The following is a 21,114-nucleotide window of genomic DNA, read 5'->3' as shown; positions in this document are numbered from 1 at the left end:
CCCCGTCGGCCGGGCTCCTGTACCAAGGTCGGTTAAAGTACGAATCCGTTGACCGAATCGAACATCGCGCATCCTCGGACAGCGCATGAGCGGCGGACGTGGACGTGGGGACCCTGATGGACAACGGCGAAGAGCGCACTCCCGAGCTGACGACGTTGCAGCAGAAGGTCGAGTACATGGTCGAGAAGACCTTTCCGGGAGAGAAGATCTCGGGCCGGGTCTTCGCCGATCTCGTCAAGGAGCGGGGCGGTTCGCTCTCGCACAGCTATTTCTCCAACATCCTCGCCGGCAAGGTCACCAACCCGTCCGAGGAGATCCTCAAGGCGCTCGGGATCGGCTTCGGCGTGGACTGGCGCTTCTTCAAGGACGAGTCCGAGGTGGTGGACGACGTCGTGGCGGGGCTCCAGTTCCTCGCGAAGCGGCGGACCGGAGAGATCAGCGGTCTGGCGGGCCGGGGCATCGACGACGACGGGCTCGACCCGGAGCTCCTCCAGTTCGTCCTCTCCCTCCTGGAGGACAACAAGGACAGCAAGGACGGGCGGGACAACGGCCCCGGAGCGGCCCCTGGCGGACAGCCCGGGTAGCCGGCACCTCGTGTTCATGACCATTGGCTAAGATCGCAGACCGCTTGTCACACACGCGTGACTACGATCAAGAGGTCTCCATGTCCATGCGCGAGCTGCGGAGAGAGTGCGAAGCCGGCCTTGCGGATCTGCCCATCCCGGCCCCGTTCAGCATTCCGGGGCTTGTGGCGAATATGGAAGAGGCCCGCGGCCGCACCATCGTGCTGCACGAACTGCCCGACCGCCTTGCCCGTGTGAACGCCGCCTGCGGTCTCCGCCTCAAATCGGGCGGCACCAGTTTCGTCCTCTACCGCAAGCGTCCGACCCTCTACCAGACCCAGCACGTCATCCTGCACGAGCTGTGCCACGAGTGGTTCGACCACGGTACGACCCTGAACGCGGACCAGCTGCGACAGCTGCTTCCCGTCTTCAACACCTCGCTGATCAAGCGCGTCCTCGCCGGCGATGAGCCCGCCGCACCGGCAGAGCCCGCCTCCACCGAGCCGGACGAGCTGCCGCCCGCGGTCACCGAGGCGTTCCGCTCCGGCGGCCCCATCCAGGCGCGGGCCCAGTACGACACCCATGACGAGCGGATCGCCGAGTTCGGCGCCTCGCTCATCCCCCGCATGGCCCGCGACGTGACCAGCGACGACATGGTCGGGCGGCTCGCGAACTCCCTCTCGCGGCCTGTCGCCCACCGGCGCCGCGGATTCTTCCGCCGCTCGTAGCCCGCTCCCCCTCCTGTCCCCTTCCCCGTCCCCCGAGGAATCCCCGTGACCGCGCTTGACCTTGCCGGCTATCTCATAGCCGGCGTGATGACTGCCGTCGCCCTGTGGCGCATGCCCGCGGCGCTCTGGGGAGACGAGGAGGACAAACGCAGACGCGCCCTGTGGGGCTGCTACGCCGGCTTCGCCGTCGCCCTGTGGACCAAGACGAAGGTCGTACGCATCGGGCTCAACAACAGCCCCGTCGTCGACCTCGCCGTACTGATCAAGCACTACACGGCGACCATCGCGATCCTGGCGATCCTCAGCTACATCGTGGCGATCTACGGGCACTTCCCGGAGGGCGGCGTCATCCCCCGCCACGTCCGGTTCGCCCGGATCATCCAGCAGGTGGCGGCCAAGGCGTCCGTCGCCACGCTGATCCTGCTGACCGTGCTCTTCTTCACCGTGGTCGACCGCTCGTACGCCTCGGACCGGTTCGTCTCCGACCACGCCGGGCAGTGGGGCGCCACGCTCTACATGAGCGTGTTCTACCTGTACTTGGGTGCCGCATCCGCCGTCTGCGCCTACCAGTGGGCGCTCGCCACCGCCGGGGCCACGGCCCGCCATCTGCGGATCGGGCTCGGCATGATGACGTTCGCCATGTTCATCGGCGTCGGCTACACCCTCAGCCGCACCCTGTTCCTGTGGATCAGCGTGGCCGACCAGCCGAGCCCGGGCTTTGCCCTGAAGTTCGACGAGGTCACCGAGGCGGCCCAGGTCGTCCTGTTCGCGTTCTTCGCGCTCGGCGCGTCCATCCCCGCGTTCAGCAAGGGCTGGCGCCGGGTGCGGCTGTGGCGGGCGCAGGCCCGGCTGCATCCGCTGTGGCGGGAGCTGATGACGGCCTTCCCCGACCAGCCCTTCGAGCCGCCGGCCTCGCTCACCCGCGAGCTGACCCGGTTCGGCACCCCGGCGGACCTGCGGATCGACCGGTGGGCCGCCGACATCGCGGACGCCGTCGAGAAACTGCGCCACTACGTTCCGGACGGCCTGCTCCCGGCCGCCAAGCGGGCCGCCTCCGCCGACAGTCCGCGCGCCGAGAATGAGGGGCCGCTCGCCGAGGCGTACTGGATCAAGGCCGCCCTCGCCGCCAAGGCCGACGGCGCCCCCGCGGGCGATGCCGCGGCCGTCGACACCATGCACGCCACCGATCAGGACGGCGAAGTCGCCCGGCTGGTACGGGTGGCCGCCGCCTACCGGACCATCAGCGGCGAGCGCGCCCGCAGCGTCCTGGACTCCCTGGAGAAGACCGCGTGAGCGACACCCTGACCCAGCCCGTCAGCCGTACGACGGCCACGGCCCGCACCGTCACCGACGTCCTGCAGCCCCGCAACGTCCTGCTCGCCGGGATGCTCGGCATCGGCCTGGCCGCGGCCGGCGAGTGGACCGGTCTGCTGTGGGGGCTGCTCGGCGCGCTGTGTGCGGGGCTCATACCGGCCGGCTACATCGAGTGGGAGCGCAAGCGCGGCACCTGGGGCGACCGGCATGTCGTCGACCGCACGAAGCGGGCGCCGATCTTCTTCGTCATCCTCGGCTCGATCGGGGCCGGCTCGGTCGTCATGGTGCTCGGCCACGCCCCCACCGGCATCCTGACCGCGATGCTCGCCCTGTGGGTGATGACGATCTTCCTGCTTGCCGTGAACACGGTCTGGAAGATCTCGGTGGATTCCGCCGTCGCCTCGGCGGTCGTGGCGCTGCTCGCCGTGGTGCACTCCCCCTGGTGGCTGCTCGCCTACGCGGTCACGGCCGTGGTGTGCTGGTCGCGGGTCGCCCTGACCTACCACACGGTCATGCAGACGGTGGCCGGTGGCGCGCTGGGCGCGGCCACGTCGGCGGCGTTCCTGTTCGTCTGATCCCGGGCGTCAGGCCCGCGCGTGCCGGGCATAGCGTCCCGGCGCCGTGCCCACCACGCGCTTGAAGTGGCGGGTCAGATGGGACTGGTCGTAGAACCCGGTGGCGCGGGCCACGTCACCGGGCGCCTGCCCGTCGAGGAGCAGCCCGCGGGCCCGGTCGATCCGACGAGCCGTCAGATACTGGTGCGGCGCGATGCCGAACTCCGCGGTGAAGGCGCGCACCAGATGGGTGGGGTGCGCGTGCACCAGACCCGCGGCCTCCTCCAGCGTCACGCCGTCGGCGAGCCGGGCGTCGAGAAGCTCGCGCAGGCGCCGTGCCACCGAGCGGCCGGGACCCGCCGGGCCTCTCACGTGGCGCGGGCGCAGATGGCCGCGCAGCCGCTCGGCGATGAGCGCGAGCCTGCTCTCGGCCTCAAGTTCCTCGCCCCGGTGCGCGAGCGCCGTGTGCAGCTGCCCGACCCGGCGCCGCAGTACGGCATCCACGAGGTCCGGCCCGTCGACGGCGGGGGCGATGAGGCTGTCGTCGAGCTGGGTCCGCTCCAGGTAGACCACCCGCTTGCGAAAGCCCTGCGCGGTCGCCGGGGAGCCGTTGTGGGGGACATCCGGCGGCAGCAGGGTCACCGCGTCGCCCGGGGTGCCGTGGGCGTGGCGGTCCAGGTCGTAGCGCACCGCGCCGTCGTCGACGATGAGCAGCGTCCAGCTGTCGTGGACGTGCATCGGGTAGGAGTGCTCGGTGAACCGGGCGTGGAAGACCTCGACGACCCCCGCGACCCGGGGCCGCCAAGCGGAGATCTCCTGTCCGGCCGTCATGCAAGGAACGTACAAGACGAGGCGCGGGCGGGTTCGGCAGTCTCAGTCCATGACATCGCAGCCCATGACCTCAGACAGTGCGCCCGTACGTTTCGACACGAAGATCGCCGTGCTGCTGCGCGACGACCTGCAGACCTGGCAGCGGCTCAATGTGACGGCCTTCCTGGTCAGCGGGCTCGGCACGGCGCTGCCCGAGATCATCGGCGAGCCGTACGCCGATGCCGACGGCACCCCCTATCTCCCGTTGTTCCGTCAGCCGGTCCTCGTCTTCGAGGGGAGCAAGGAGGTCCTGCGCGCGGCCCACACCCGCATCCTGAGCCGCGAGCTGCCCCGGTCGGTGTTCACGAGCGACATGTTCGGCACGGGCAACGACGCGGACAACCGTGCTGTGGTCCGGGCCGTCCCCGGCGCCGACCTCGATCTGGTCGGCCTGGCCGTCCACGGACCGCGCAACGCGGTGGACAAGGTCCTCAAGGGGGCGCGCATGCACCCCTGACCGGGCTCCGCTCAGGGCAGCTGGACGGTCACCGTCAGGCCGCCGCCCGGGTTCGCCCGGGCCGTGGCCTCGCCGCCGTGGGCGCGCGCGATGGAGGCGACCAGAGCGAGGCCGAGGCCGGCGCCCTCGCCGGGCGCGTGCCTGCGTTCGTTCAGACGGCGGAAGGGCTCGAAGAGCTCCGGCACCGCGTCCTGCGGCACGGCCGGGCCGGTGTTCGTGATCCTGAGCGTGCGGTCGGCCGCGGTGAGGACGATGTGGACGCTGCCGTCGCGGTGGTTGTGGCGGAGCGCGTTGCCGATCAGGTTGCGGATCAGATGGGTGAGCAGCACGGGGTCACCGTCGACGGTCAGGGGTTCCAGGGCGGTCGTGAGGGTGATGCCTCGTTCGTTCGCCTCGTCGTGGTGTTCACCGGCGACGGCGGCCACGCTCTCGTCGAGGGTCACCGGTTCGCGGTGCTCCAGGCCCTGGTCGGTGGCGGCGAGCAGGAGCAGCGACTCGATCAACTGCTCGCTGCTGTCGGCCACTTGGAGGAGTTCGCCGCGGATCCACTTGATCCGCTCGGGATCGGGGTCGACGAGGCCGATCTCGGCGGCGGCCCGCTGGACGGCGAGCGGCGTGCGCAGTTCGTGGGCCGCGTTCGCGGCGAACCGACGCTGGGCGCCGACCAGTTGCTCGATCCGGCCCAGCATCTGGTCGAAGGTGTCGGCGAGTTGCTTGAGCTCGCCCGGAGGCCCCTCCAGGTCGATGCGCTGGTGGAGGTTCTCGCCGGAGAGCTTCTGCGCGGTGGCGGTGATGAGACCGACCGGGCGCAGCACCCGCCCCGCCATCCACCAGGCCAGGAACACCGAGAGCACGGCGAACACGGCGAGCGCGATCCCGGAGACGGTCAGCAGCCGGTTGAGGGTGGTGGCCGCGACCACCTGGACGACCTGGGTCCTGGCGTGCTCACCGGCCTGCTCGGACGGGATGAGGTCGCCGGGCAGGGTGGCGGTGGGCTGCGGCTGGGCGCGGCCGCCGGGCACAACTCCCGTGAAGGCGGTGCCGATTCGGTTGTCGAGGCCGTACTGGACGAATGCGTAGATCACGCCGACCAGTACGCATCCGGCGAGCAGGAGGAGCCCTCCGTACAGGGCGGTCAGCCGGGCCCGCTCGGTGGTGGGCAGCAGGCGGCGGATCATCGCTCGGCCCGCCGGGCGCCCTCGATGCCGTCGGGGTCGCGGGCGATGCGGTAGCCCGCCCCGGGGACGGTTTCGATCACCGGTGGGTCGCCGAGTTTGGCGCGCAGCCGACTGAGGGCGACCCGTACCGGGTTGGTGTCGTACCCGGCGTGCTCCTCCCACACCTGCTCGATGAGGTCCTCGCCGCTGACCACCCCGCCGTCGGCCCGCATCAGCGTTTCCAGGACGGCGAACTCCTTGCGGGTCAGGGTGAGTTCGCGGCCGTGGCGGCTCGCTCGGCGGCGTGCGGTGTCCAGGACGATGGCGGCCCGCTCGATGACCGGGGGCAGCGCGGGCCGGGCGCGGCGGCCGAGCGCGAGCACCCGGGCGAGGAGTTCGTCGTACGCGAACGGCTTGGTGAGGTAGTCGTCGGCGCCGAGCCCGAGGCCCTCGACCCGGTCGCGCACGGTGCCCGACGCGGTGAGCATGAGCACCCGGGTGAGCAGTCCGTCGGCGACCACCCGGCGGCAGACCTCGTCGCCGTGCAGGCCGGGCAGGTCGCGGTCCAGTACGAGGACGTCGTAGTCGCCGAGCTGTACTTTGCGGAGCCCGCTGAGGCCGTCGAGGGCGACGTCCACCGCGATCGCATCGCGGCGCAGGCCCTCGGCGATCATCGTGGCCAGGAACGCCTCGTCTTCCACCACCAGTACGCGCATGCCCCCTGTCTACCGGAAACGGACCTTTCGTCGTTGTTACGGCGAGCGGCGGCGGGCGCCGTAAGGGAAACGAAACAGCGGGTTCCTGGACGCTCTCCTCGGCCGCTGCCCGGCGGTCGGCGCGCGCTGCCGCGTCCACGCATGTCCGCGAGGAGACAACGATGAGGAACCACCGGTTCACCCTGGTCCTGGCATCCGGGATGGCAGGTCTCGCCCTGCTGGCCTCCGGTTGCTCCGGCTCGTCCGGCGGGGGACCGGGGAAGGACTCGGGCGCCTCCGGCAACGGGTCCGGCGACGGCTCCGGCGGCGACTCGTCGGCCGCCGACAAGGCCCAGGCGCTGCGCGGCTGCCTGCGCAAGCAGGGCATGGACGTGCCCGACCTCAAGCCGGGCGAGAACCCCTACGCCCAGTCCCTCTCCCAGCCCCCGGGCACCTCGGCGGAGAAGTGGAACAAGGCGCTCAACGCCTGCGGCTCGGGTGTCGAGGGAGGCGGTGGCACCGGCGCCCCCGACCCGAAGCAGCAGGACCAGCAGGTCAAGATCGCGCAGTGCCTGCGGGGCAAGGGCTTCGACATGCCCGACCCGAAGGTCGAGGGCGGTCGCAGCAGCGGCTTCAAGATTCCCGACGGGGCCGACAAGGACAAGTTCATGAAGGCCCTCAACGAGTGCGCCGCATGAGGCCCCGGACCGTGATCGCGGCGCTGGTCGGCGCGGCGGCCGTGACGGGCGGCGGGTTCGCCGTCACAGGTCTCGCTCACCCCGGGCCCGAGGACTCCGGACATCGGCGGACCGGCCTTCCACCCGCCACCGCGCCCATCCAGCAGGGCGATCTGGTGAGCAGCACGAGTGTCGACGGCACCCTCGGCTACTCCCGCGAGAGCAAGCTCAACGCCGGCGCGGGCGGCACGCTGACCTGGATCGCGAGCAGCGGTTCACGCATCGGGCGGGACGGCCGGCTGTACGCGGTCGACGGGAAGGACGTCCGGCTGATGTACGGGGCCGAGCCGATGTACCGGGTCCTCAAGAGCGGAGACAACGGCGCCGACGTACGGCAGTTGAAGGCGAACCTGCGGGCGCTGGGGTACGGCGGCGGCCTTGCCGACGACGAGACATACACGCCCGGAACGGCCGATGCGGTCAAGCGCTGGCAGAAGGAGCACGGGTTTCCCCCGAGCGGTCGGGTGGGGCCCGAGCAGATCGCCTTCGCCACCGGTCCGGTCCGGGTGCAGAGCGCGGACGCCGCGGTGGGCGATCGCACCGCGCCCGGCCAGAAGGTCATGACCACGACCAGTTCCGACCGGGTCGTCCAGCTCCGGCTCAAGGTGTCGGACGCGGCGCTCGCCAAGGCCGGCGGCAAGGTGCAGGTGGAGCTGCCCGACGGGACCAGCACCTCGGGCACGGTGTCCTCGATCGGCGGGACCGCCACGGCCGGCGACGACCCGAACGACAAGACGCCCCGGATCGCGGTGACCGTGACCTTCGACGACCCCGGCAACGTCAAGGGCATCGACAAGTCCCCCGCGACGGTGAAGCTCACCGGCGAGACCCGTAGGAACGTGCTGAGCGTGCCGGTCGGTGCGCTGCTCGCGCTCGACGACGGCTCGTTCGGGGTGCAGGTGGTGGCGGACGGCACGGCGCGCGAAGTGAAGGTGAAGCTCGGCATGTTCGCGCAGGGGCGGGTCGAGATATCCGGCGACGGGCTGCGATCGGGGCTGCGGGTCGGGGTGCCCTCGACATGAGCACTGCCGCCTTCACCCGGCCGCCCGTCGTCGAACTGACCGGCGTGACCAAGGAGTACCCGGGCGGCGTCGCCGCGCTGCGCGGGGTGGACCTCACCGTCGAGCGGGGCGAACTCCTCGCGATCGTCGGCCCGTCCGGCTCGGGCAAGTCGACTCTGCTGCACATCATCGGCACCCTGGACCTGCCGACCGCCGGGTCGGTGACCATCGCGGGGCACGACGTGGCCGCCCTCACCGACCGCAGACTCTCGGCACTGCGGGCCCAGCACATCGGCTTCGTCTTCCAGGCCTTCCATCTCGTGCCGGGCATCAGCGCGCAGGACAACGTGGCCGAGGGGCTGCTCTACTCCGGGCTGCCGCGCGCCGAACGCCGCAGGCGGGCGGCCACCGCCCTGGAGCGGGTCGGCCTGGGCGACCGCATGAAGCACCGGCCGCACGAGCTGTCCGGCGGTCAGAAGCAGCGGGTGGCCATCGCCCGGGCGGTCGTCGGCGAGCCCGACCTGCTGCTCGCCGACGAGCCGACGGGCGCACTGGACTCGGTGTCCGGCGAAGCGGTGATGGAGCTCATCCATGAACTCAACAAGGAGGGCGCGACCATCGCCGTGATCACCCACGACACGGAGATCGCGGCACGGCTGCCGCGCCAGGTGCGGATCCGGGACGGACGTGTGGTGCGGGACATCCGCACGCCTCTCGGGGATGACCACCCTTCGTGCTCCGAGGGGGTCCGATGAGCGGGCAGCCGGTGCTCAGGCCGGCCCGGCTCGGCCCGCGCGACATCCTGCACACCGGTGCCGCCGGGATGCGCAGCCGCCCGCTGCGGGTGGTGCTCTCGGCGCTCGGCATCGCGATCGGCATCGCCACGATGATCGCGGTGGTGGGCATCTCGGCGTCCAGCAAGGAGCAGTTGCTCCGGGAGCTCGACAAGCTCGGCACCAACATGCTGGTCGTGACACCCGGCACCGACCTGCTCACCGGGAAGCCGGTGCCGCTGGCGAAGGACGCGGCCGGGCGGGTGGGGCGGATCGCCGGGGTGGAGCACGTCGGGGCGACGGGCTCGGTGCCGCAGACCGTACGCCGCTCGGAGAAGATCCCGGAGACCATCACCGGCGGCATCCAGGTCCAGGCCGCCACCGATGACCTGCTCACGACCCTGCGCGGCACGATGCGCAGCGGAACCTTCCTCAACTCGGCCACCGGGAAATACCCGTCAGTGGTGCTCGGCGATGTGGCGGCGGGGCGGCTCGGCATCACCGCGCCCGGTCAGCAGGTGTTCATCAACGGCCAGTACTTCACCGTGCTCGGCATCCTCGACCCGCTGCCGCTGGCCCCCGGCATCGCCCGCTCGGCGCTGGTCGGCTGGGACGTCGCGACCAGCCGCCTCGGTTTCGACGGCCGTCCCACGGCCGTCTACGAACGCTCCGCCGACGCCTCGGTCGATCGCGTCCACGACCTGATCCCGCGCACGGTCTCGCCCGAGACACCGCGCAATGTCGGCGTCACCGACCCGTCCTCCGGCCTCCAGGCGAAGGCCGCCACGGAGGGCGCGTTCAGCAGTCTGCTGCTCGGGCTCGGCGGGGTGGCACTCCTGGTCGGCGGGGTCGGCGTCGCCAACACCATGATCATTTCCGTTCTGGAGCGCCGCTACGAGATCGGCCTGCGCCGTTCCATCGGTGCGACCCGGGGCCAGATCAGGGGCCAGTTCGTCACCGAGTCGCTGCTCCTGTCGGGGCTCGGCGGCGCGGCCGGCATCGCGCTCGGGGGCGCGGCGACAGCGGTGTACTCGGTGTCGAGCGGCATCCCCTGGGTGATTCCGCCGTGGGCGGTCGCCGGGGGCTTCGGCGCGACTCTGATGATCGGGACGGTCGCCGGGCTCTATCCGGCGGTCCGGGCGTCCCGGCTGTCCCCGACGCTCGCCCTGCACTCGGCCTGAGCGTCGCGGTCCTCTCCCTGCGGGACCGGGCCCGAGCCATCCGGGCCCGGTTCGCCCGGCGCCGTCCCGACGTGAGGTATCCGACGTCCGACACGCCGGTGCGCACGGAATGCGTGCGCACCCTCGCAGGTTGTCCTCGCGTACGGCCGGGGCGGTACCGGCCCGGGGGACGCACACGGAGAACGGAATACACAGCCATGGGTGAGTTGATCCTCGTACGTCACGGGGAGACCGAATGGTCACTGTCGGGACGGCACACGAGCTACACCGACCTGCCGCTCACGGCACACGGCGAAGAGCAGGCCCGCGCGGTCGCACCGCTGCTCGCCGACCGGCCCGTCGGCCTGGCCCTGGTCAGCCCGCTCCAACGGGCCGTCCACACAGCCGAACTGGCCGGATTCAAGAACGCCCGAATCACCCCTGATCTCCATGAATGGGACTACGGCGGCTACGAAGGCATCACCACCGTGGAGATCCACCGCAGCCGCCCCGACTGGAACCTGTGGACCGACGGCGTCGCCCCCGGCCCCGCCGACCACCCCGGCGAGAGCCCGGCCGAAGTGGGCGCACGGGCCGACCGGGTCCTGGCCGAGGCCGACGCGGCCCTGCGCGCCGGCGACGAGGACGTCGTCCTGATCGCCCATTCCCACTTCCTGCGTGTCCTCACGGCCCGCTACCTCGGCCTGCCCGCCTCCGGCGGCGCGCTGTTCGTCCTCGACACGGGCGCGCTGTCCCGCCTCGGACGCGAACACGACCGCCCGGTCATCACCGCCTGGAACGCGGTGCTGCAGCACACGGCGAACTGAGCGGGCCGATCGCGAGAATGCCGTGCGGATCCCCGGCTCGGGGCGGGTGACGCGCTCCGTCCGGATCAGCCTGCGGGGTCCAGTGCGTGCGGGGTGGACAGGCAAGGGAGGCGGGGCTCAACTGGCCCGTGGCCTGCCGGGGCGGGGTCCCCGCCGGGCAGCGCGAGGCGGCCGGCATCACCTGCACGGTGACCGGGCTCCGGTGCCGCGCGCGTCGGGCGCCGCACACCTGGGCCGGGTTCGGCGACAGCCCTCTCAGACCGCCGCAACCACCGCACGGGCCCTGCGCAGCGCCAGCGCCGCCAGGGCCTCCGGGGCCCCGGCCTGCCCCCGGATCCCGGGGAACGCGTTGATGTCGACGATCAGCGGGATGCCGTCCCCCGTGTCTATGACATCGACCCCGTAGACGTCGAGGCCGAAGACAGCGCCGACCTCGACCACCAACTCGGCCCAGCCGCACGGCAGTTCACCGAGTGCGAGCGGGACGGTGGGGCCGCGCCCCTCGGGAGCGAGCTCGGAGCGGCGCAGTGCCGCGAACACCGTGCCGTCGATTACCCAGAGTTTGTGGTCATAGCCGTTGTTCTCGGCGAACTCCTGCGCCACGACGGGCTCGTCCGCCCAGGCCCCGGCCAGCTCGGCCAACCGGTCCGGGCCGTCGACTCGCGCCACGAGGTCGTGCCGCCTGCTGTGGCGGCTCTTCACCACCAGAGGACGGGCCGGCCCCGCATCGGCCGCGAACTCGGCAAGCGAACCGAACGTCCGGGTCGCCGAGAAGGGCAGCCCCGCAACACGGGCCCGCTCCGCCATGGCCGTACGGTCCTGGCACAGGCTGGTCGCCTCCGCCGAGTTGATCACCGCGGCCCCCCGGGACTCCAGGTCCCGGGCCAGCGCGAGAGCCCGGGGCGTGCGCGACTTCAGCAGGTAGACGTCCGCGAGCGAGCCGATCACTGCGGCGTCGGCCGTCTCCGGGTGGACCGTCACCACCCGGTGTTCGCGGCCCAGCAGTTCCGTGGTGGCGGCCAGCAGCGGATGGTCCGGCTCGGGCGTGATGAGCCCGACCGTCGTCGTGTCCCTCACCGGCCCTCGCCCGCTCCCGCCGGACTCCGGACGGGCTGTGACCCGAACGACTGCTCCGGGATGCGTCCCGTGCCGGACACGAAGGCCGCGGCGGCGACCTCGCTGCCCGTGCGGGCCAGTTCGAGCACCGCGCGGGCCACCTTGGCCGCCGCGTCCGGGACCTGGCGGAAGCTCGGGAAGTCGTTCACGTCGACGACCACCGGCCCGTCCGGGCCGAGCAGCACGTCCACGCCGTACAGGTCGAGTCCGTAGACCGCGCCGACCCGGTCGACGATGGCGGCCACTTCGGCGGGCAGCGGCACATGGCGTTCGCGGACGCCCTGGTCGGGGTGGAGCGGCGAGCGGCGCTCGGTGGCGTACAGCTCGCCTCCGACGCAGTACACCTTGAGGTCGATGCCCGAGTTGGGGACGTACGGCTGGGCTATGAGCATCCCCTCCCCGGCGAGGACGGGCAGCATCTCACCGAGCCGGTCCGGCGACGGCACGAGGTGCACGGCCCGCCCCGAGCTTCCGTCGGCGGGCTTCACCACCAGCGGGTACTCGGACTCGGGTATCTCCGCGAGCAGTTCGGGCCGGGCCGCCGCGTACGTCATCGGCACCGGGAGGCCCCGGCTGCGTCCGATGGCCGAGGCGAGCGCCTTGTCCCGTACGCCGCGGATGGACCGCACATCGTTGACCGTGGTCAGGCCGACCGCGGCGGCGGCTTCCAGGAGCGGGAGCCCCGGGCCGCCGGACACCGTCTTGAGCACCCAGGCGTCGTGACTGCCCGCGCGGACCGCCTCCGACATCCGCAGCAGGGACCCGCCGGGACGCACCACATCGACCTGGTGCCCCCAGGCGTCGAGTTGGCGGATCACCTCGACGGGCATGCCGTCATGGCGGTAGTGCTCTTCCACCAGGAAGCAGAGCCTCATCGACCTTCCCCGTAATGCCCGGACGTCCGCCGATCCCGTCCGGCGAGCTGTGACGTCACAGGATGTCATGAACTTCGGCCGGGCCGACCGCCCACCCCGGCCCGGCTACTTTCCCCGCCGTAGCCGCCCCAGCAGACTTCGCTGTACCCGCGCTCCTCCCTCCTGCGAGGTGGGCTTCCGCCGGGTGCGTTCGGGCCCGGCAGGACGCGCCGCGGGAGCACCGGTCCGGGGGCCGGCCCGCCCCAGGGGCCGCGGCGCGGGCGGTTCCACGCCTGCCGGGGCGCCCCGCTTCGTCACCGCCTCCACGCTCGCCGGCGCACACCGCTTCGTCACCGGCTCCGTGGCCGCCGGGACACCCCGCTCCCCCACCGGGTCCCCGATCGGGCGCGGTGCCGGGCACTGGTCCCGCGCGTCCGCGAGGGCCTCCACCAGGCGCAGCCGGTACCACTCGATCTCGTCCGGCTCGTCCGCCAGGAGCACCCGGTCGGCAATGGCCTGGGCGATCGCGGACTCGGGGTGGATCCTGAACGTCTCGGGCTGCAGGCGCCTGAGACAGGCCCGTTCGTAGGGATCCCGGACGATCTCGGCGAGGTGGGCGCCGTCGAGGACGGAGGCCACCGCGGCCGCCTGTTCCCACTGGTCGTCGGTCTGGCGGGCCAGCATTGCGATCCTGCGCCCGCGCCAGTTGCGCGCCCGCCAGTCCTGGCCGCCGTCGGGCTCCGGGTGGCGGCCGCTCAGCGACTCCGGCTCGCGCAGGGCCAGTTCGACCAGGTCGTCGGCCAGGTAGAGCCAGACGACCGCCCGGTAGCGGTTGAGGTAGCAGCGCACCGGCGTGAGCCGGCCTGTGCGGGCCAGTCTGGTGAAGCGACCCGGGGCGATGCCGAGCAGGTCGGCGCCCTCGCCTGTGCCGACGGTCCGCACCCGTTCGCGCAGGCCCTCGGGAAAGTCGGCCGCGGCTCTCAGCCGGGCCACCTCGCGCGCCGTGACCCGGCGCTGTCCACCACCCGGATCCGGGACCGTGCGAATGTGGCCGAGCTGGACGGCCAGCTCGAACTCACCGCGCCTGAGTTCCAGTTCGCGGGCCGCTGCGCCCGGCGTGAGCCGTGGCGCGGCCGGCGCCGTAGCCCGCGCGGCGACGGCGGGCACCACGGCGTTCTTGGTGGTGACTGTGGCGAAGACGGTCATCGGATCCTCCCCCGTGAGGAACGAGTACGCGAGAGACGAATACTCTCGGTGACGACCGTAACCCGCCGCACGGACATCCCGCGCGGCCTGTGGATAACTCAGATCGAGTGCGTGAAGCGCCGGTTCGGACAGCTCAGAGCTCTGTTGGGCCGAAGTTCCCCGGCTGCCTGGCCGCCACCGAGAGGTGCTCGCCGACCCGGTTGACCAAAAGGGTCATCTCGTAGGCGATCTGGCCGATGTCGGCCTCCGCGGAGGCGAGCACGCACAGGCAGCTGCCGTCGCCGGCCGCGGTGACGAACAGGACGCCCTCGTCGAATTCGACCATCGTCTGGCGGACCTTGCCGGCCCGGAAGTGCAGGCCCGAGCCCTTGGCGAGGCTGTTCAGCCCGGAGGAGACCGCGGCCAGGTGTTCCGCGTCCTCGCGCTCCAGGTCGGCGCTCGCGGCGGTGACGAGACCGTCGTTGGACAGCACGATCGCGTGGCGGACGTGCTCGACCCGCCGGGTCAGGTCGTCGAGCAGCCAGTCGAGTTCCTTGTTCATAGCCATGTCAGGCCTCCCCGCTCATGCAACTCCCCGTTTCCCCGTTCTCCTGCCACCCTTCACCACCGGCGCGCCACGGGCAAGCGGTGCCGGGCGCCGGGGAGTCGCGCGGCGGGCGCGGGCGGCGCATCAGCCGACCGAGTCGAGCAGGCGCGCGGTATACATGCGCCCCGCGTATTCGACCAGCCGGATCAGGACCTCCTTCCCGGAGTCGCGGTCGCGTGCGTCGCACAGCACCACGGGGGTGCCCGGGTCCAGGTCGAGGGCCGCGGACACGTCGGCCGCGCCATAGGAGCGGGCTCCGGCGAAGCAGTTGACGGCGACGACGAACGGGATGCGGCGGTGCTCGAAGTAGTCGACGGCCGGGAAGCAGTCCTCCAGGCGGCGGGTGTCGGCGAGCACCACGGCGCCGAGTGCCCCTTGGGAGAGCTCGTCCCACAGGAACCAGAAACGATCCTGCCCCGGCGTGCCGAACAGATAGAGGGACAGGCCCGAGCGGATGGTGATCCGGCCGAAGTCCATGGCGACGGTGGTCGTGGTCTTCTGGTCCACGCCGCCGGTGTCGTCCACCGACTCCCCCGCCTCGCTCAGGAGTTCCTCGGTACGCAGCGGCCGTATCTCGCTGACCGCTCCGACAAGGGTGGTCTTGCCCACGCCGAATCCGCCCGCGACGAGGATCTTCAGCGCGAGGGCGGGGGTGGGTTCAGAGGGCTCGGAGGCCATCGATCACTTCTCTCAGGATGATCTCGTCGGGCAACTGCGCGGGCGGCACGGGCCGGCTGACAACCACGTGGCCGGCTTCGAGCAGGTCCCCGACGAGGACGCGTACGACACCGACGGGCAGGTCCGCGTCGGCGGCGAGCTCGGCGACGGACTGGGTCTCCTTGCGGCACAGGGCGAGCAGCGCCCGGTGTTCGGGGCCGAGGAGGGATTCCTCGGCGGGCTCGGGCCCCTGCGGCACGGCGAGGGTGACGAGCGCGATGAGATCGAGGCGGACACCACTGGGACCGGGTGCGGTGCGGCCACCGGTCATGGCGTACGGGCGGACCAGGGGCCCCGCTTCGGCGTCGTACCAGTGACTCGGCCGGTACGCGGGGCCGTCCGGCGGGTGCTCGTTCATGGGGTGGGCGTCCCCTTTCCGGTCAACCGGCGGCCGGCGGGCGCACGATGTGGCGCGGCGGCGTGTAGAGGTGTTCGCCGACACGTTTCACCAGGCGCGCCATTTCGTACGCGATGAGCCCGATGTCGGTGGTGAGCGAGGACAGCACGGCGAGGCAGGAGCCGTCTCCGGCGGCCGCGACGAAGAGGAAACCGTCGTCCATCTCGACCATGGTCTGGCGCACGCCCCCGACGTGGAAGTGGCGTCCGGCACCCTTGGCCAGGCTGTGGAATCCGGAGGCGACGGCGGCGAGATGTTCGGCGTCCTCGCGGGTCAGCGCGCTGGAGGCGCCGACGGCGAGGCCGTCGTTGGACAGGACGACGGCGTGCCGGACCTCGCCCACCCGCAGGACCAAGTCGTCCAGCAGCCAGTCGAGTTCGCCGGAGCCGGATCGGGATCCGGAGCGGGCGTCGGAGGCGGGTGCCGCCCCGGCATGGTGCGGGGCGTCGAGCCTCTGGTGGTCGATCATGCGCGGTCTCCTTCGCTCGGGTGGCCGCCGCCGGGCTCGCCCGGTGCGGGAGTGCTTGTGCGGGCGGCGCCGCCGCGGGCCCAGCCGCCCATGTAGGCCGTCATGCGGTCGCGGGCCTGCTCCGGCGTGGGCGAGGCGGCGTCCGGTCCGGTGTCGGGCTCGGGGACGGGGGCCTCGCGCAGTTGGGGGGCGAGGCTCGCCTGGCGTACCCGGCGCGGAAGTCCGGCTTCCGCGCCGTCCGGGGCGACGCCGCGGCCCCGCTGGCGCAGGGTGGTGACGCCGGGCGTCGCGGGTGGTTCGGGCCGGACGGCCGGGGGTGCGTGCTGGGCGACCAGGGCCGGCCGGGGCGCCGCTTCGAGGGGCACCTCGATCCTTCTGCGGGGTTCGTCGCGCGGCCGGTCCTCGCGCCGGGCGGTGGCCGGCGCGGGCTGGGCTGCGGCTGTGACGGCGGCCTGGAGGAGGCCGGTCGGGAGCAGCACGACCGCGGTGGTGCCGCCGTACGGCGAGGTGCGCAGATGGACCTTGATGGCGTGGCGGGCGGCGAGGCGGCTGACGACGAAGAGACCGAGGCGGTCGCTGTCGAAGAGGTCGAGCGCCTCGGACTGCTCGATCCTGCGGTTGGCCTCGTCGAGGGTTTCGTCGCCCATGCCCAGTCCACGGTCCTCGATTTCGAGGGCGTAGCCGTTGCCGACGGGCTCGCCCGTGACACGGACCTTGGTGTGCGGGGGCGAGAACTGGGCGGCGTTCTCGACGAGTTCGGCGAGCAGATGGGTGAGGTCGGCGACGGCGCCGCCGGTGACGGCGGCCTCGGGGAGCCGGCGCACTTCCACCCGGGCGTAGTCCTCGATCTCGGAGACCGCGGCCCGTACGACGTTGGTGAGCGGGACCGGCACGCTCCAGGCGCGGCCGGGCGCGGCGCCGGACAGGATGATCAGGGATTCGGCGTGCCGGCGCATGCGGGTGGTGAGGTGGTCGAGGCGGAACAGGTCGCCGAGTTCTCCGGGGTCGTCGGCGCGCCGCTCCATGCGGTCGAGCAGGTTGAGCTGGCGGTGGACCAGGACCTGGCTTCGGCGGGCGAGGTTGACGAAGACACCGGAGATTCCGCTGGCCAGCTCGGCGCGTTCGACCGCGGCATGCAGGGCGGCTCGGTGGACGGTGCCGAGCGCCTCGCCGACCTGCGCGATCTCGTCCCGTGGGGGCGGCCCGGGCGGCGCCTCGGCCTGGATGTCGAGTTCCTCGCCGGACCTCAACCGGCGCATGGCGGTGGGGAGTTTACGCCGGGCGATCTCCAGGGCGCTGTTGCGCAGGCTGATCAGTTCGACGACGAGCCCGCGCCCGATGCGTACGGAGATGACGAGGGAGGCGGCGACGGCGGCGAGGCCGAACAGGACGGCGGCGCCGCCCGCGGTGAGCAGTCCGCGGCCGAACGGGTCGGCACGGTCGGCGGCGCCGGCCGCGGCGCCGGTCCCGATGTCGCGCATGCCCTTCTGCACGGTACCGAGGACGGCGTCCCAGGCGGCGGGGTCCACGGCGGTGGCGGCGGCGCGCCCCGGCTCTGCGGACTGGATCTTGTCCTCGGCGGCGCCGAGCGAGGCGTAGGCGCTCTGCCCGCTGAGCGTGGCCCAGGCGCTGTGTTCGGGCCCTCTCAGGTCGGCGGTGGCGCCGGCGGTGAGGGTGCGGCGGCTGTCGACGGCGCCGGTCAGGCGGCGCAGGTGCTCGGCGGTAAAGGTGCGGCCGAGCTGCGCGGACGACACCAACGCGTCCTCGCGGGCCAGCATTTCGCCGGCCCGGCCGAACTCGTACAGCACGCGTGCGCCGGAGCCGAGCGCCGGGGCCTGGACCTCGGCGAGCGCGCCGGCGACGGCGAAGCCCGCGCCGATGGTGTCGGTGTACCGCTGGTAGGCCGCGTCCCAGCCGGTGGAGCGGTCTTGGACGCCGGTGCGCAGCGCGGGCAATTTCAGGGCCTCGGCGACGAAGGTGCGCAGCCGGTCGGTCACGCCCGCGGGCATGTCGCCCGCGTCGGCGACGGTGTGTTCCCGGTCGAGCCTCAGCCTGCCGATCGCCGTGTCGGTGCGCTTGGCCTGCTGATCGAGTTCGGCGGCCCGGTCGTCGGCCGGAGACGCCAGGTACCGGACGGCGGACCGGCGTTCGGCCTGGAGTTCGGCGACGGCCGCCACGACCGGGGTGCGGACCTGTTCGTCGACGCGGCGCGCCTGGCGCAGCGCGGACACGTCCTGGGCTGTGGTGACGGTGGCGAAGCCCCACAGGGCGAGCAGGGACACGACGGGCACCATCAGGAGCGAGACGATCTTGGCACGTACGGTGCGCGGCCGCAGCCTCCACAGGGCCTCGGTTTCCTGGGGTGCGGGAGGTTCCCCGAGGGCGTGTTCGTCGGCGGCCGGCGGTCCTGCGTGGGCGCGTCGCCCGCGGGCGCCCACCGGGATCGGCGGCGCGGCGTCCGGGGCCTTGCGGGGTATGCGCACGGATCTCCTCGCTTACGAATAGAGCCAACTGACGGTCGGAGCAGGGGAGTTCAGGAGGTGGGGGCGAGTTGTTCGGCGGAGGCGTACTCGGCGCGTTCGCGGGCCGTCGGCGAGAGGGCGACGAAGGCGGCGGTGATGAAGAGGTAGGACCCGAGGCCGACGGCGAGGGGGAAGATGAACTGCATCGCCGTCGCCCCGGGCAGCTCGGAGCCGCTGGGGGCCACGTCCACGCTCACCGAGATCATTCCGGTGTAGTGCATGCTGCTGACGGCCGCGCCCATCACCAGGGAGGCGACGGCCACCGCGATCGGCGATTTGATGTTGAGCCCGGCCCACAGGGCGGCGGTCGCGGCGACCACGGCGATGACGACGGAGAGCGCGACGAGCACGGGGTCGTAGTGGACCTGCCCGTGCAGCCTGAGGGCCGCCATGCCGAGGTAGTGCATGCCCGCGACGCCGAGTCCGGTGGCGAGGCCGCCGAGCAGCAGGGAGCGGGTGCGGTCCTTGCCGTAGCCGACGGCGAAGACCCCGGCGCCGACGAAGGCCATGGCGACGAGAAGACTGAGGATGGTCAGGAGCACGTTGTAGCGGATGTCGGTGCCGGTGACGGCGAAGCCGAGCATCGCGACGAAGTGCATCGTCCAGATGCCGGTGCCGATGGCGGATGCGGCGGTGATCAGCCAGTTGCGCCGGGAACGGCCGCTCGCCCCCAGAGCGCGCACGGTGCAGCGCAGCCCGAGGGCGGCGCCTATGCAGGCCATCACGTACGACAGCACGGGTGTAAGCCAGCCGAAGGCGGCGTGGTCCAGGTGTCCCATGGCCCAGGGACGCTAGTCCGGGGAGGGGCGCACGGCGGGGGCGCAGTTCGAAAGCTGCTGGAATATGACGAAGAAATGTTCCAGTGCGATCACCCTTTGTTCGAACCTGGCCGCCACGGTCGATTTTCAGCCACCACCGGACCGACCCCCCATGCGGGATCATGACGGTATGGCCGAAGACCACACACACGTTCAGGAATTCTTCGCCGCCCGGGCGGCCGACTGGGACCGCAAGTTCCCCGACGACGGCCCTGCCTATGCCGCGGCCGTCGCGGAACTCGGCCTCGCGCACGGCGATGCCGTCCTCGACGCGGGCTGCGGCACGGGCCGCGCCCTGATGCCGCTGCGCGCCGCGGTCGGCCCCGAGGGCACCGTCCTCGGCGCGGACCTCACGCCCGAGATGCTCGCCGAAGCCGTACGGGCCGGGCGCGACCGGTATGCCGCACTGCTGCGCACGGATGTGGCCCGGCTGCCCCTGCGCACCGGGTCCGTCGACGTGGTGTTCGGCGCCGGGCTCATCTCGCATCTCCCCCGACCGGCCGAGAATTTGCGGGAGTTGGCGCGGATCACCCGTCCGGGCGGCCGCCTCGCCCTGTTCCACCCGATCGGCCGGGCCGCGCTCGCCGCGCGCCAGGGCCGCCGGATCACCGACGACGACCTGCGCGCGCAACCCATGCTCCGCCCGCTGCTCGCCTCGGCCGGCTGGCGGCTGACGTCGTACGCCGACGAGGACGAGCGCTACCTCGCGGTGGCCGTGCGCGAGGACTGACGGCCACCCAGAACCGGTATCCGGTACCTGGATTCCGTCCGGATCAGGCTGCCGCCCGACCAGCCACTTCGCGCACGAAGGCGGCCGGGTTGTCGAACATGATGTTGTGGCCGGCGTCCGGAATCGTCACGACCCGGACGCCGGAGCCGACGAGCTCGGCGCGCCCGGGCAGGGAGTCGTCGAGCCCGCCCACCAGATAGGTGCGGTCGAGCGGCAGCTTCATGAGGAGCTCGCGCATCGTCGGCTCCGTGCCGCGCACGAGGCCGACGGCCGTGCGGTGCAGGCCGAGCGGGTCGGCGAGCCGCATGGTCGCCGCCCACAGCGGGCCGACGCGTTCGAGCACCGCCGCGAAGCCGCCCCCCTGCACGAATTCCTCCTCGCTGTACGAGGCGATGCCGCTGCTGCCCGACGTGGGCCGCGGATGGGGATCGAGGTTGGCCTCGGTCAGGACAAGCCGGGTGACCAGGTCGGGGCGGCGGTCGGCGAGCACGACGGCGACCGCGCCGCCCATGCTGTGCGCCACCAGCTCGGCCCCGGTCACGCTCGCCGCGTCGAGGGCCGCGGCGAGCGCGCCCGCATGATCCTCCAGGGTGTAGCCGAAGTCGGCGGGCCGGTCGCTGATGCCATGGCCGGGCAGGTCGACGAAGAGCAGGCGGCGGCCCGCGAGCGCCGGATGCCCGGCGATGTGCGCGTGGTAGACGGCCGACATCGACCCCAGGCCGTGCACATACACGAGCGCCGGCCCCTCCCCCTCGCTCTCCGTCCACCGGATCCGGCTGCCCCGCCCGTCGAACTCCGCCTGCCGCATGACGCACTCCCCGTCGCTGGTCGCTTCCTTCGGACGAGACCATACCTCGTTAGCG

The 21,114-nt window shown here is 72.3% G+C and carries 24 protein-coding genes; 11 read left to right on the top strand and 13 right to left on the bottom strand.

Going from position 1 to position 21,114, the window contains the following annotated elements; translation table 11 throughout:
• Positions 1–116: 116 nt before the first annotated feature.
• The 4 genes from ABD346_RS11205 (at position 117) to ABD346_RS11190 (ending at position 3,180) form a co-directional block, all read left to right on the top strand.
• On the top strand, positions 117–584 hold the full coding sequence (locus tag ABD346_RS11205; protein WP_344374471.1) for a hypothetical protein: 468 nt from the start codon (positions 117–119) through the stop codon (positions 582–584).
• An 80-nt stretch (positions 585–664) separates the two neighbouring features.
• Positions 665–1,291 carry a toxin gene (locus ABD346_RS11200; RefSeq protein ID WP_344374130.1) on the top strand — a complete coding sequence of 209 codons (627 nt, stop codon included), beginning with the start codon at positions 665–667 and terminating at the stop codon, positions 1,289–1,291.
• Between the two features lie 45 nt (positions 1,292–1,336).
• Positions 1,337–2,584 carry an MAB_1171c family putative transporter gene (locus ABD346_RS11195; RefSeq protein WP_344374129.1) on the top strand — a complete coding sequence of 416 codons (1,248 nt, stop codon included), beginning with the start codon at positions 1,337–1,339 and terminating at the stop codon, positions 2,582–2,584.
• Complete coding sequence (locus ABD346_RS11190; RefSeq protein WP_344374128.1) at positions 2,581–3,180, top strand: phosphatase PAP2 family protein; 600 nt, start codon at positions 2,581–2,583, stop codon at positions 3,178–3,180. Before ABD346_RS11195 ends, ABD346_RS11190 begins: the two co-directional genes overlap by 4 nt.
• A gap of 9 nt (positions 3,181–3,189) precedes the next feature.
• Here ABD346_RS11190 and ABD346_RS11185 read toward each other — a convergent pair whose 3' ends face one another.
• Complete coding sequence (locus ABD346_RS11185) at positions 3,190–3,990, bottom strand: helix-turn-helix transcriptional regulator (RefSeq protein ID WP_344374127.1); 801 nt, start codon at positions 3,988–3,990, stop codon at positions 3,190–3,192.
• 64 nt (positions 3,991–4,054) lie between these two features.
• On the opposite strand from ABD346_RS11185, the gene ABD346_RS11180 reads away from it, so the two are divergent.
• Positions 4,055–4,486 (top strand): DUF2000 family protein, encoded by a 432-nt coding sequence (locus ABD346_RS11180; protein WP_344374125.1) that lies wholly within the window; start codon positions 4,055–4,057, stop codon positions 4,484–4,486.
• A gap of 11 nt (positions 4,487–4,497) precedes the next feature.
• Here the strand turns inward: ABD346_RS11180 and ABD346_RS11175 are convergent, their stop codons facing one another.
• Together ABD346_RS11175 and ABD346_RS11170 are read right to left on the bottom strand one after the other, a co-directional pair.
• The gene (locus ABD346_RS11175) at positions 4,498–5,664 is read right to left on the bottom strand and encodes a sensor histidine kinase (RefSeq protein WP_344374124.1); all 1,167 of its coding nucleotides are present in this window, start codon (positions 5,662–5,664) and stop codon (positions 4,498–4,500) included.
• Positions 5,661–6,359 carry a response regulator transcription factor gene (locus ABD346_RS11170; protein WP_344374123.1) on the bottom strand — a complete coding sequence of 233 codons (699 nt, stop codon included), beginning with the start codon at positions 6,357–6,359 and terminating at the stop codon, positions 5,661–5,663. Before ABD346_RS11170 ends, ABD346_RS11175 begins: the two co-directional genes overlap by 4 nt.
• Positions 6,360–6,520: 161 nt before the next feature.
• Here ABD346_RS11170 and ABD346_RS11165 point away from each other — a divergent pair, with 161 nt between their 5' ends.
• From ABD346_RS11165 to ABD346_RS11145, 5 genes are all read left to right on the top strand, one after another.
• Positions 6,521–7,036, top strand: coding sequence for a hypothetical protein (locus tag ABD346_RS11165; protein WP_344374121.1), 516 nt, complete (start codon positions 6,521–6,523; stop codon positions 7,034–7,036).
• Positions 7,033–8,097 (top strand): peptidoglycan-binding protein, encoded by a 1,065-nt coding sequence (locus tag ABD346_RS11160; protein ID WP_344374120.1) that lies wholly within the window; start codon positions 7,033–7,035, stop codon positions 8,095–8,097. Before ABD346_RS11165 ends, ABD346_RS11160 begins: the two co-directional genes overlap by 4 nt.
• Positions 8,094–8,831 (top strand): ABC transporter ATP-binding protein, encoded by a 738-nt coding sequence (locus ABD346_RS11155; protein WP_344374118.1) that lies wholly within the window; start codon positions 8,094–8,096, stop codon positions 8,829–8,831. The genes ABD346_RS11160 and ABD346_RS11155 overlap by 4 nt, the downstream gene beginning before the upstream one ends.
• Positions 8,828–10,030, top strand: coding sequence for an ABC transporter permease (locus tag ABD346_RS11150; protein WP_344374117.1), 1,203 nt, complete (start codon positions 8,828–8,830; stop codon positions 10,028–10,030). Before ABD346_RS11155 ends, ABD346_RS11150 begins: the two co-directional genes overlap by 4 nt.
• A 197-nt stretch (positions 10,031–10,227) precedes the next feature.
• Positions 10,228–10,836 carry a histidine phosphatase family protein gene (locus tag ABD346_RS11145; protein ID WP_344374116.1) on the top strand — a complete coding sequence of 203 codons (609 nt, stop codon included), beginning with the start codon at positions 10,228–10,230 and terminating at the stop codon, positions 10,834–10,836.
• Positions 10,837–11,091: 255 nt separating this feature from the next.
• On the opposite strand, the gene ABD346_RS11140 is transcribed toward ABD346_RS11145, so the two are convergent.
• The 9 genes from ABD346_RS11140 to ABD346_RS11100 all read right to left on the bottom strand — a co-directional run bounded on the left by ABD346_RS11140 (position 11,092) and on the right by ABD346_RS11100 (position 19,482).
• Positions 11,092–11,913, bottom strand: a complete 822-nt coding sequence (locus ABD346_RS11140) for an ATP-grasp domain-containing protein (RefSeq protein WP_344374115.1) — start codon at positions 11,911–11,913, stop codon at positions 11,092–11,094.
• Positions 11,910–12,827: an ATP-grasp domain-containing protein gene (locus tag ABD346_RS11135; RefSeq protein ID WP_344374113.1), complete on the bottom strand. Its 918-nt coding sequence runs from the start codon at positions 12,825–12,827 to the stop codon at positions 11,910–11,912. Before ABD346_RS11135 ends, ABD346_RS11140 begins: the two co-directional genes overlap by 4 nt.
• 105 nt (positions 12,828–12,932) lie before the next feature.
• Positions 12,933–14,012, bottom strand: a complete 1,080-nt coding sequence (locus ABD346_RS11130) for a DUF6397 family protein (RefSeq protein ID WP_344374112.1) — start codon at positions 14,010–14,012, stop codon at positions 12,933–12,935.
• A gap of 133 nt (positions 14,013–14,145) precedes the next feature.
• A complete protein-coding gene (locus ABD346_RS11125) occupies positions 14,146–14,559 on the bottom strand; it encodes a roadblock/LC7 domain-containing protein (RefSeq protein ID WP_344374111.1) in 414 nt (137 codons plus the stop codon).
• 123 nt (positions 14,560–14,682) lie between these two features.
• Entirely contained in the window at positions 14,683–15,276 is a 594-nt protein-coding gene (locus ABD346_RS11120) for a GTP-binding protein (protein WP_344374109.1), read from the bottom strand.
• Positions 15,257–15,673 carry a DUF742 domain-containing protein gene (locus ABD346_RS11115; protein WP_344374108.1) on the bottom strand — a complete coding sequence of 139 codons (417 nt, stop codon included), beginning with the start codon at positions 15,671–15,673 and terminating at the stop codon, positions 15,257–15,259. Before ABD346_RS11115 ends, ABD346_RS11120 begins: the two co-directional genes overlap by 20 nt.
• Positions 15,674–15,695: 22 nt before the next feature.
• The gene (locus ABD346_RS11110) at positions 15,696–16,181 is read right to left on the bottom strand and encodes a roadblock/LC7 domain-containing protein (RefSeq protein WP_344374106.1); all 486 of its coding nucleotides are present in this window, start codon (positions 16,179–16,181) and stop codon (positions 15,696–15,698) included.
• A complete protein-coding gene (locus ABD346_RS11105) occupies positions 16,178–18,664 on the bottom strand; it encodes a sensor histidine kinase (RefSeq protein ID WP_381228713.1) in 2,487 nt (828 codons plus the stop codon). Before ABD346_RS11105 ends, ABD346_RS11110 begins: the two co-directional genes overlap by 4 nt.
• 50 nt (positions 18,665–18,714) lie before the next feature.
• Positions 18,715–19,482 (bottom strand): MHYT domain-containing protein, encoded by a 768-nt coding sequence (locus ABD346_RS11100; RefSeq protein ID WP_344374105.1) that lies wholly within the window; start codon positions 19,480–19,482, stop codon positions 18,715–18,717.
• A gap of 169 nt (positions 19,483–19,651) precedes the next feature.
• Between ABD346_RS11100 and ABD346_RS11095 the strand changes: the two genes are divergently transcribed.
• Positions 19,652–20,251: a class I SAM-dependent methyltransferase gene (locus ABD346_RS11095; protein WP_344374104.1), complete on the top strand. Its 600-nt coding sequence runs from the start codon at positions 19,652–19,654 to the stop codon at positions 20,249–20,251.
• A 43-nt stretch (positions 20,252–20,294) separates the two neighbouring features.
• On the opposite strand, the gene ABD346_RS11090 is transcribed toward ABD346_RS11095, so the two are convergent.
• Positions 20,295–21,059: an alpha/beta fold hydrolase gene (locus tag ABD346_RS11090; RefSeq protein WP_344374103.1), complete on the bottom strand. Its 765-nt coding sequence runs from the start codon at positions 21,057–21,059 to the stop codon at positions 20,295–20,297.
• Positions 21,060–21,114 lie beyond the last annotated feature (55 nt).

Source organism: Streptomyces mauvecolor, from assembly GCF_039532965.1.
Taxonomy (GTDB): domain Bacteria; phylum Actinomycetota; class Actinomycetes; order Streptomycetales; family Streptomycetaceae; genus Streptomyces; species Streptomyces violascens.
This window is presented reverse-complemented; position numbering and strand designations above follow the sequence as displayed.

Coding starts and splice junctions, on each gene's coding strand:
- ABD346_RS11185 (WP_344374127.1), bottom strand. CDS start 3,990: ATGACGGCCGGACAGGAGATCTCCGCTTGGCGGCCCCGGGTCGCGGGG.
- ABD346_RS11200 (WP_344374130.1), top strand. CDS start 665: ATGTCCATGCGCGAGCTGCGGAGAGAGTGCGAAGCCGGCCTTGCGGAT.
- ABD346_RS11120 (WP_344374109.1), bottom strand. CDS start 15,276: ATGGCCTCCGAGCCCTCTGAACCCACCCCCGCCCTCGCGCTGAAGATC.
- ABD346_RS11205 (WP_344374471.1), top strand. CDS start 117: ATGGACAACGGCGAAGAGCGCACTCCCGAGCTGACGACGTTGCAGCAG.
- ABD346_RS11165 (WP_344374121.1), top strand. CDS start 6,521: ATGAGGAACCACCGGTTCACCCTGGTCCTGGCATCCGGGATGGCAGGT.
- ABD346_RS11170 (WP_344374123.1), bottom strand. CDS start 6,359: ATGCGCGTACTGGTGGTGGAAGACGAGGCGTTCCTGGCCACGATGATC.
- ABD346_RS11145 (WP_344374116.1), top strand. CDS start 10,228: ATGGGTGAGTTGATCCTCGTACGTCACGGGGAGACCGAATGGTCACTG.
- ABD346_RS11100 (WP_344374105.1), bottom strand. CDS start 19,482: ATGGGACACCTGGACCACGCCGCCTTCGGCTGGCTTACACCCGTGCTG.
- ABD346_RS11115 (WP_344374108.1), bottom strand. CDS start 15,673: ATGAACGAGCACCCGCCGGACGGCCCCGCGTACCGGCCGAGTCACTGG.
- ABD346_RS11155 (WP_344374118.1), top strand. CDS start 8,094: ATGAGCACTGCCGCCTTCACCCGGCCGCCCGTCGTCGAACTGACCGGC.
- ABD346_RS11135 (WP_344374113.1), bottom strand. CDS start 12,827: ATGAGGCTCTGCTTCCTGGTGGAAGAGCACTACCGCCATGACGGCATG.
- ABD346_RS11125 (WP_344374111.1), bottom strand. CDS start 14,559: ATGGCTATGAACAAGGAACTCGACTGGCTGCTCGACGACCTGACCCGG.
- ABD346_RS11130 (WP_344374112.1), bottom strand. CDS start 14,012: ATGACCGTCTTCGCCACAGTCACCACCAAGAACGCCGTGGTGCCCGCC.
- ABD346_RS11090 (WP_344374103.1), bottom strand. CDS start 21,059: ATGCGGCAGGCGGAGTTCGACGGGCGGGGCAGCCGGATCCGGTGGACG.
- ABD346_RS11150 (WP_344374117.1), top strand. CDS start 8,828: ATGAGCGGGCAGCCGGTGCTCAGGCCGGCCCGGCTCGGCCCGCGCGAC.
- ABD346_RS11175 (WP_344374124.1), bottom strand. CDS start 5,664: ATGATCCGCCGCCTGCTGCCCACCACCGAGCGGGCCCGGCTGACCGCC.
- ABD346_RS11110 (WP_344374106.1), bottom strand. CDS start 16,181: ATGATCGACCACCAGAGGCTCGACGCCCCGCACCATGCCGGGGCGGCA.
- ABD346_RS11095 (WP_344374104.1), top strand. CDS start 19,652: ATGGCCGAAGACCACACACACGTTCAGGAATTCTTCGCCGCCCGGGCG.
- ABD346_RS11180 (WP_344374125.1), top strand. CDS start 4,055: ATGACCTCAGACAGTGCGCCCGTACGTTTCGACACGAAGATCGCCGTG.
- ABD346_RS11160 (WP_344374120.1), top strand. CDS start 7,033: ATGAGGCCCCGGACCGTGATCGCGGCGCTGGTCGGCGCGGCGGCCGTG.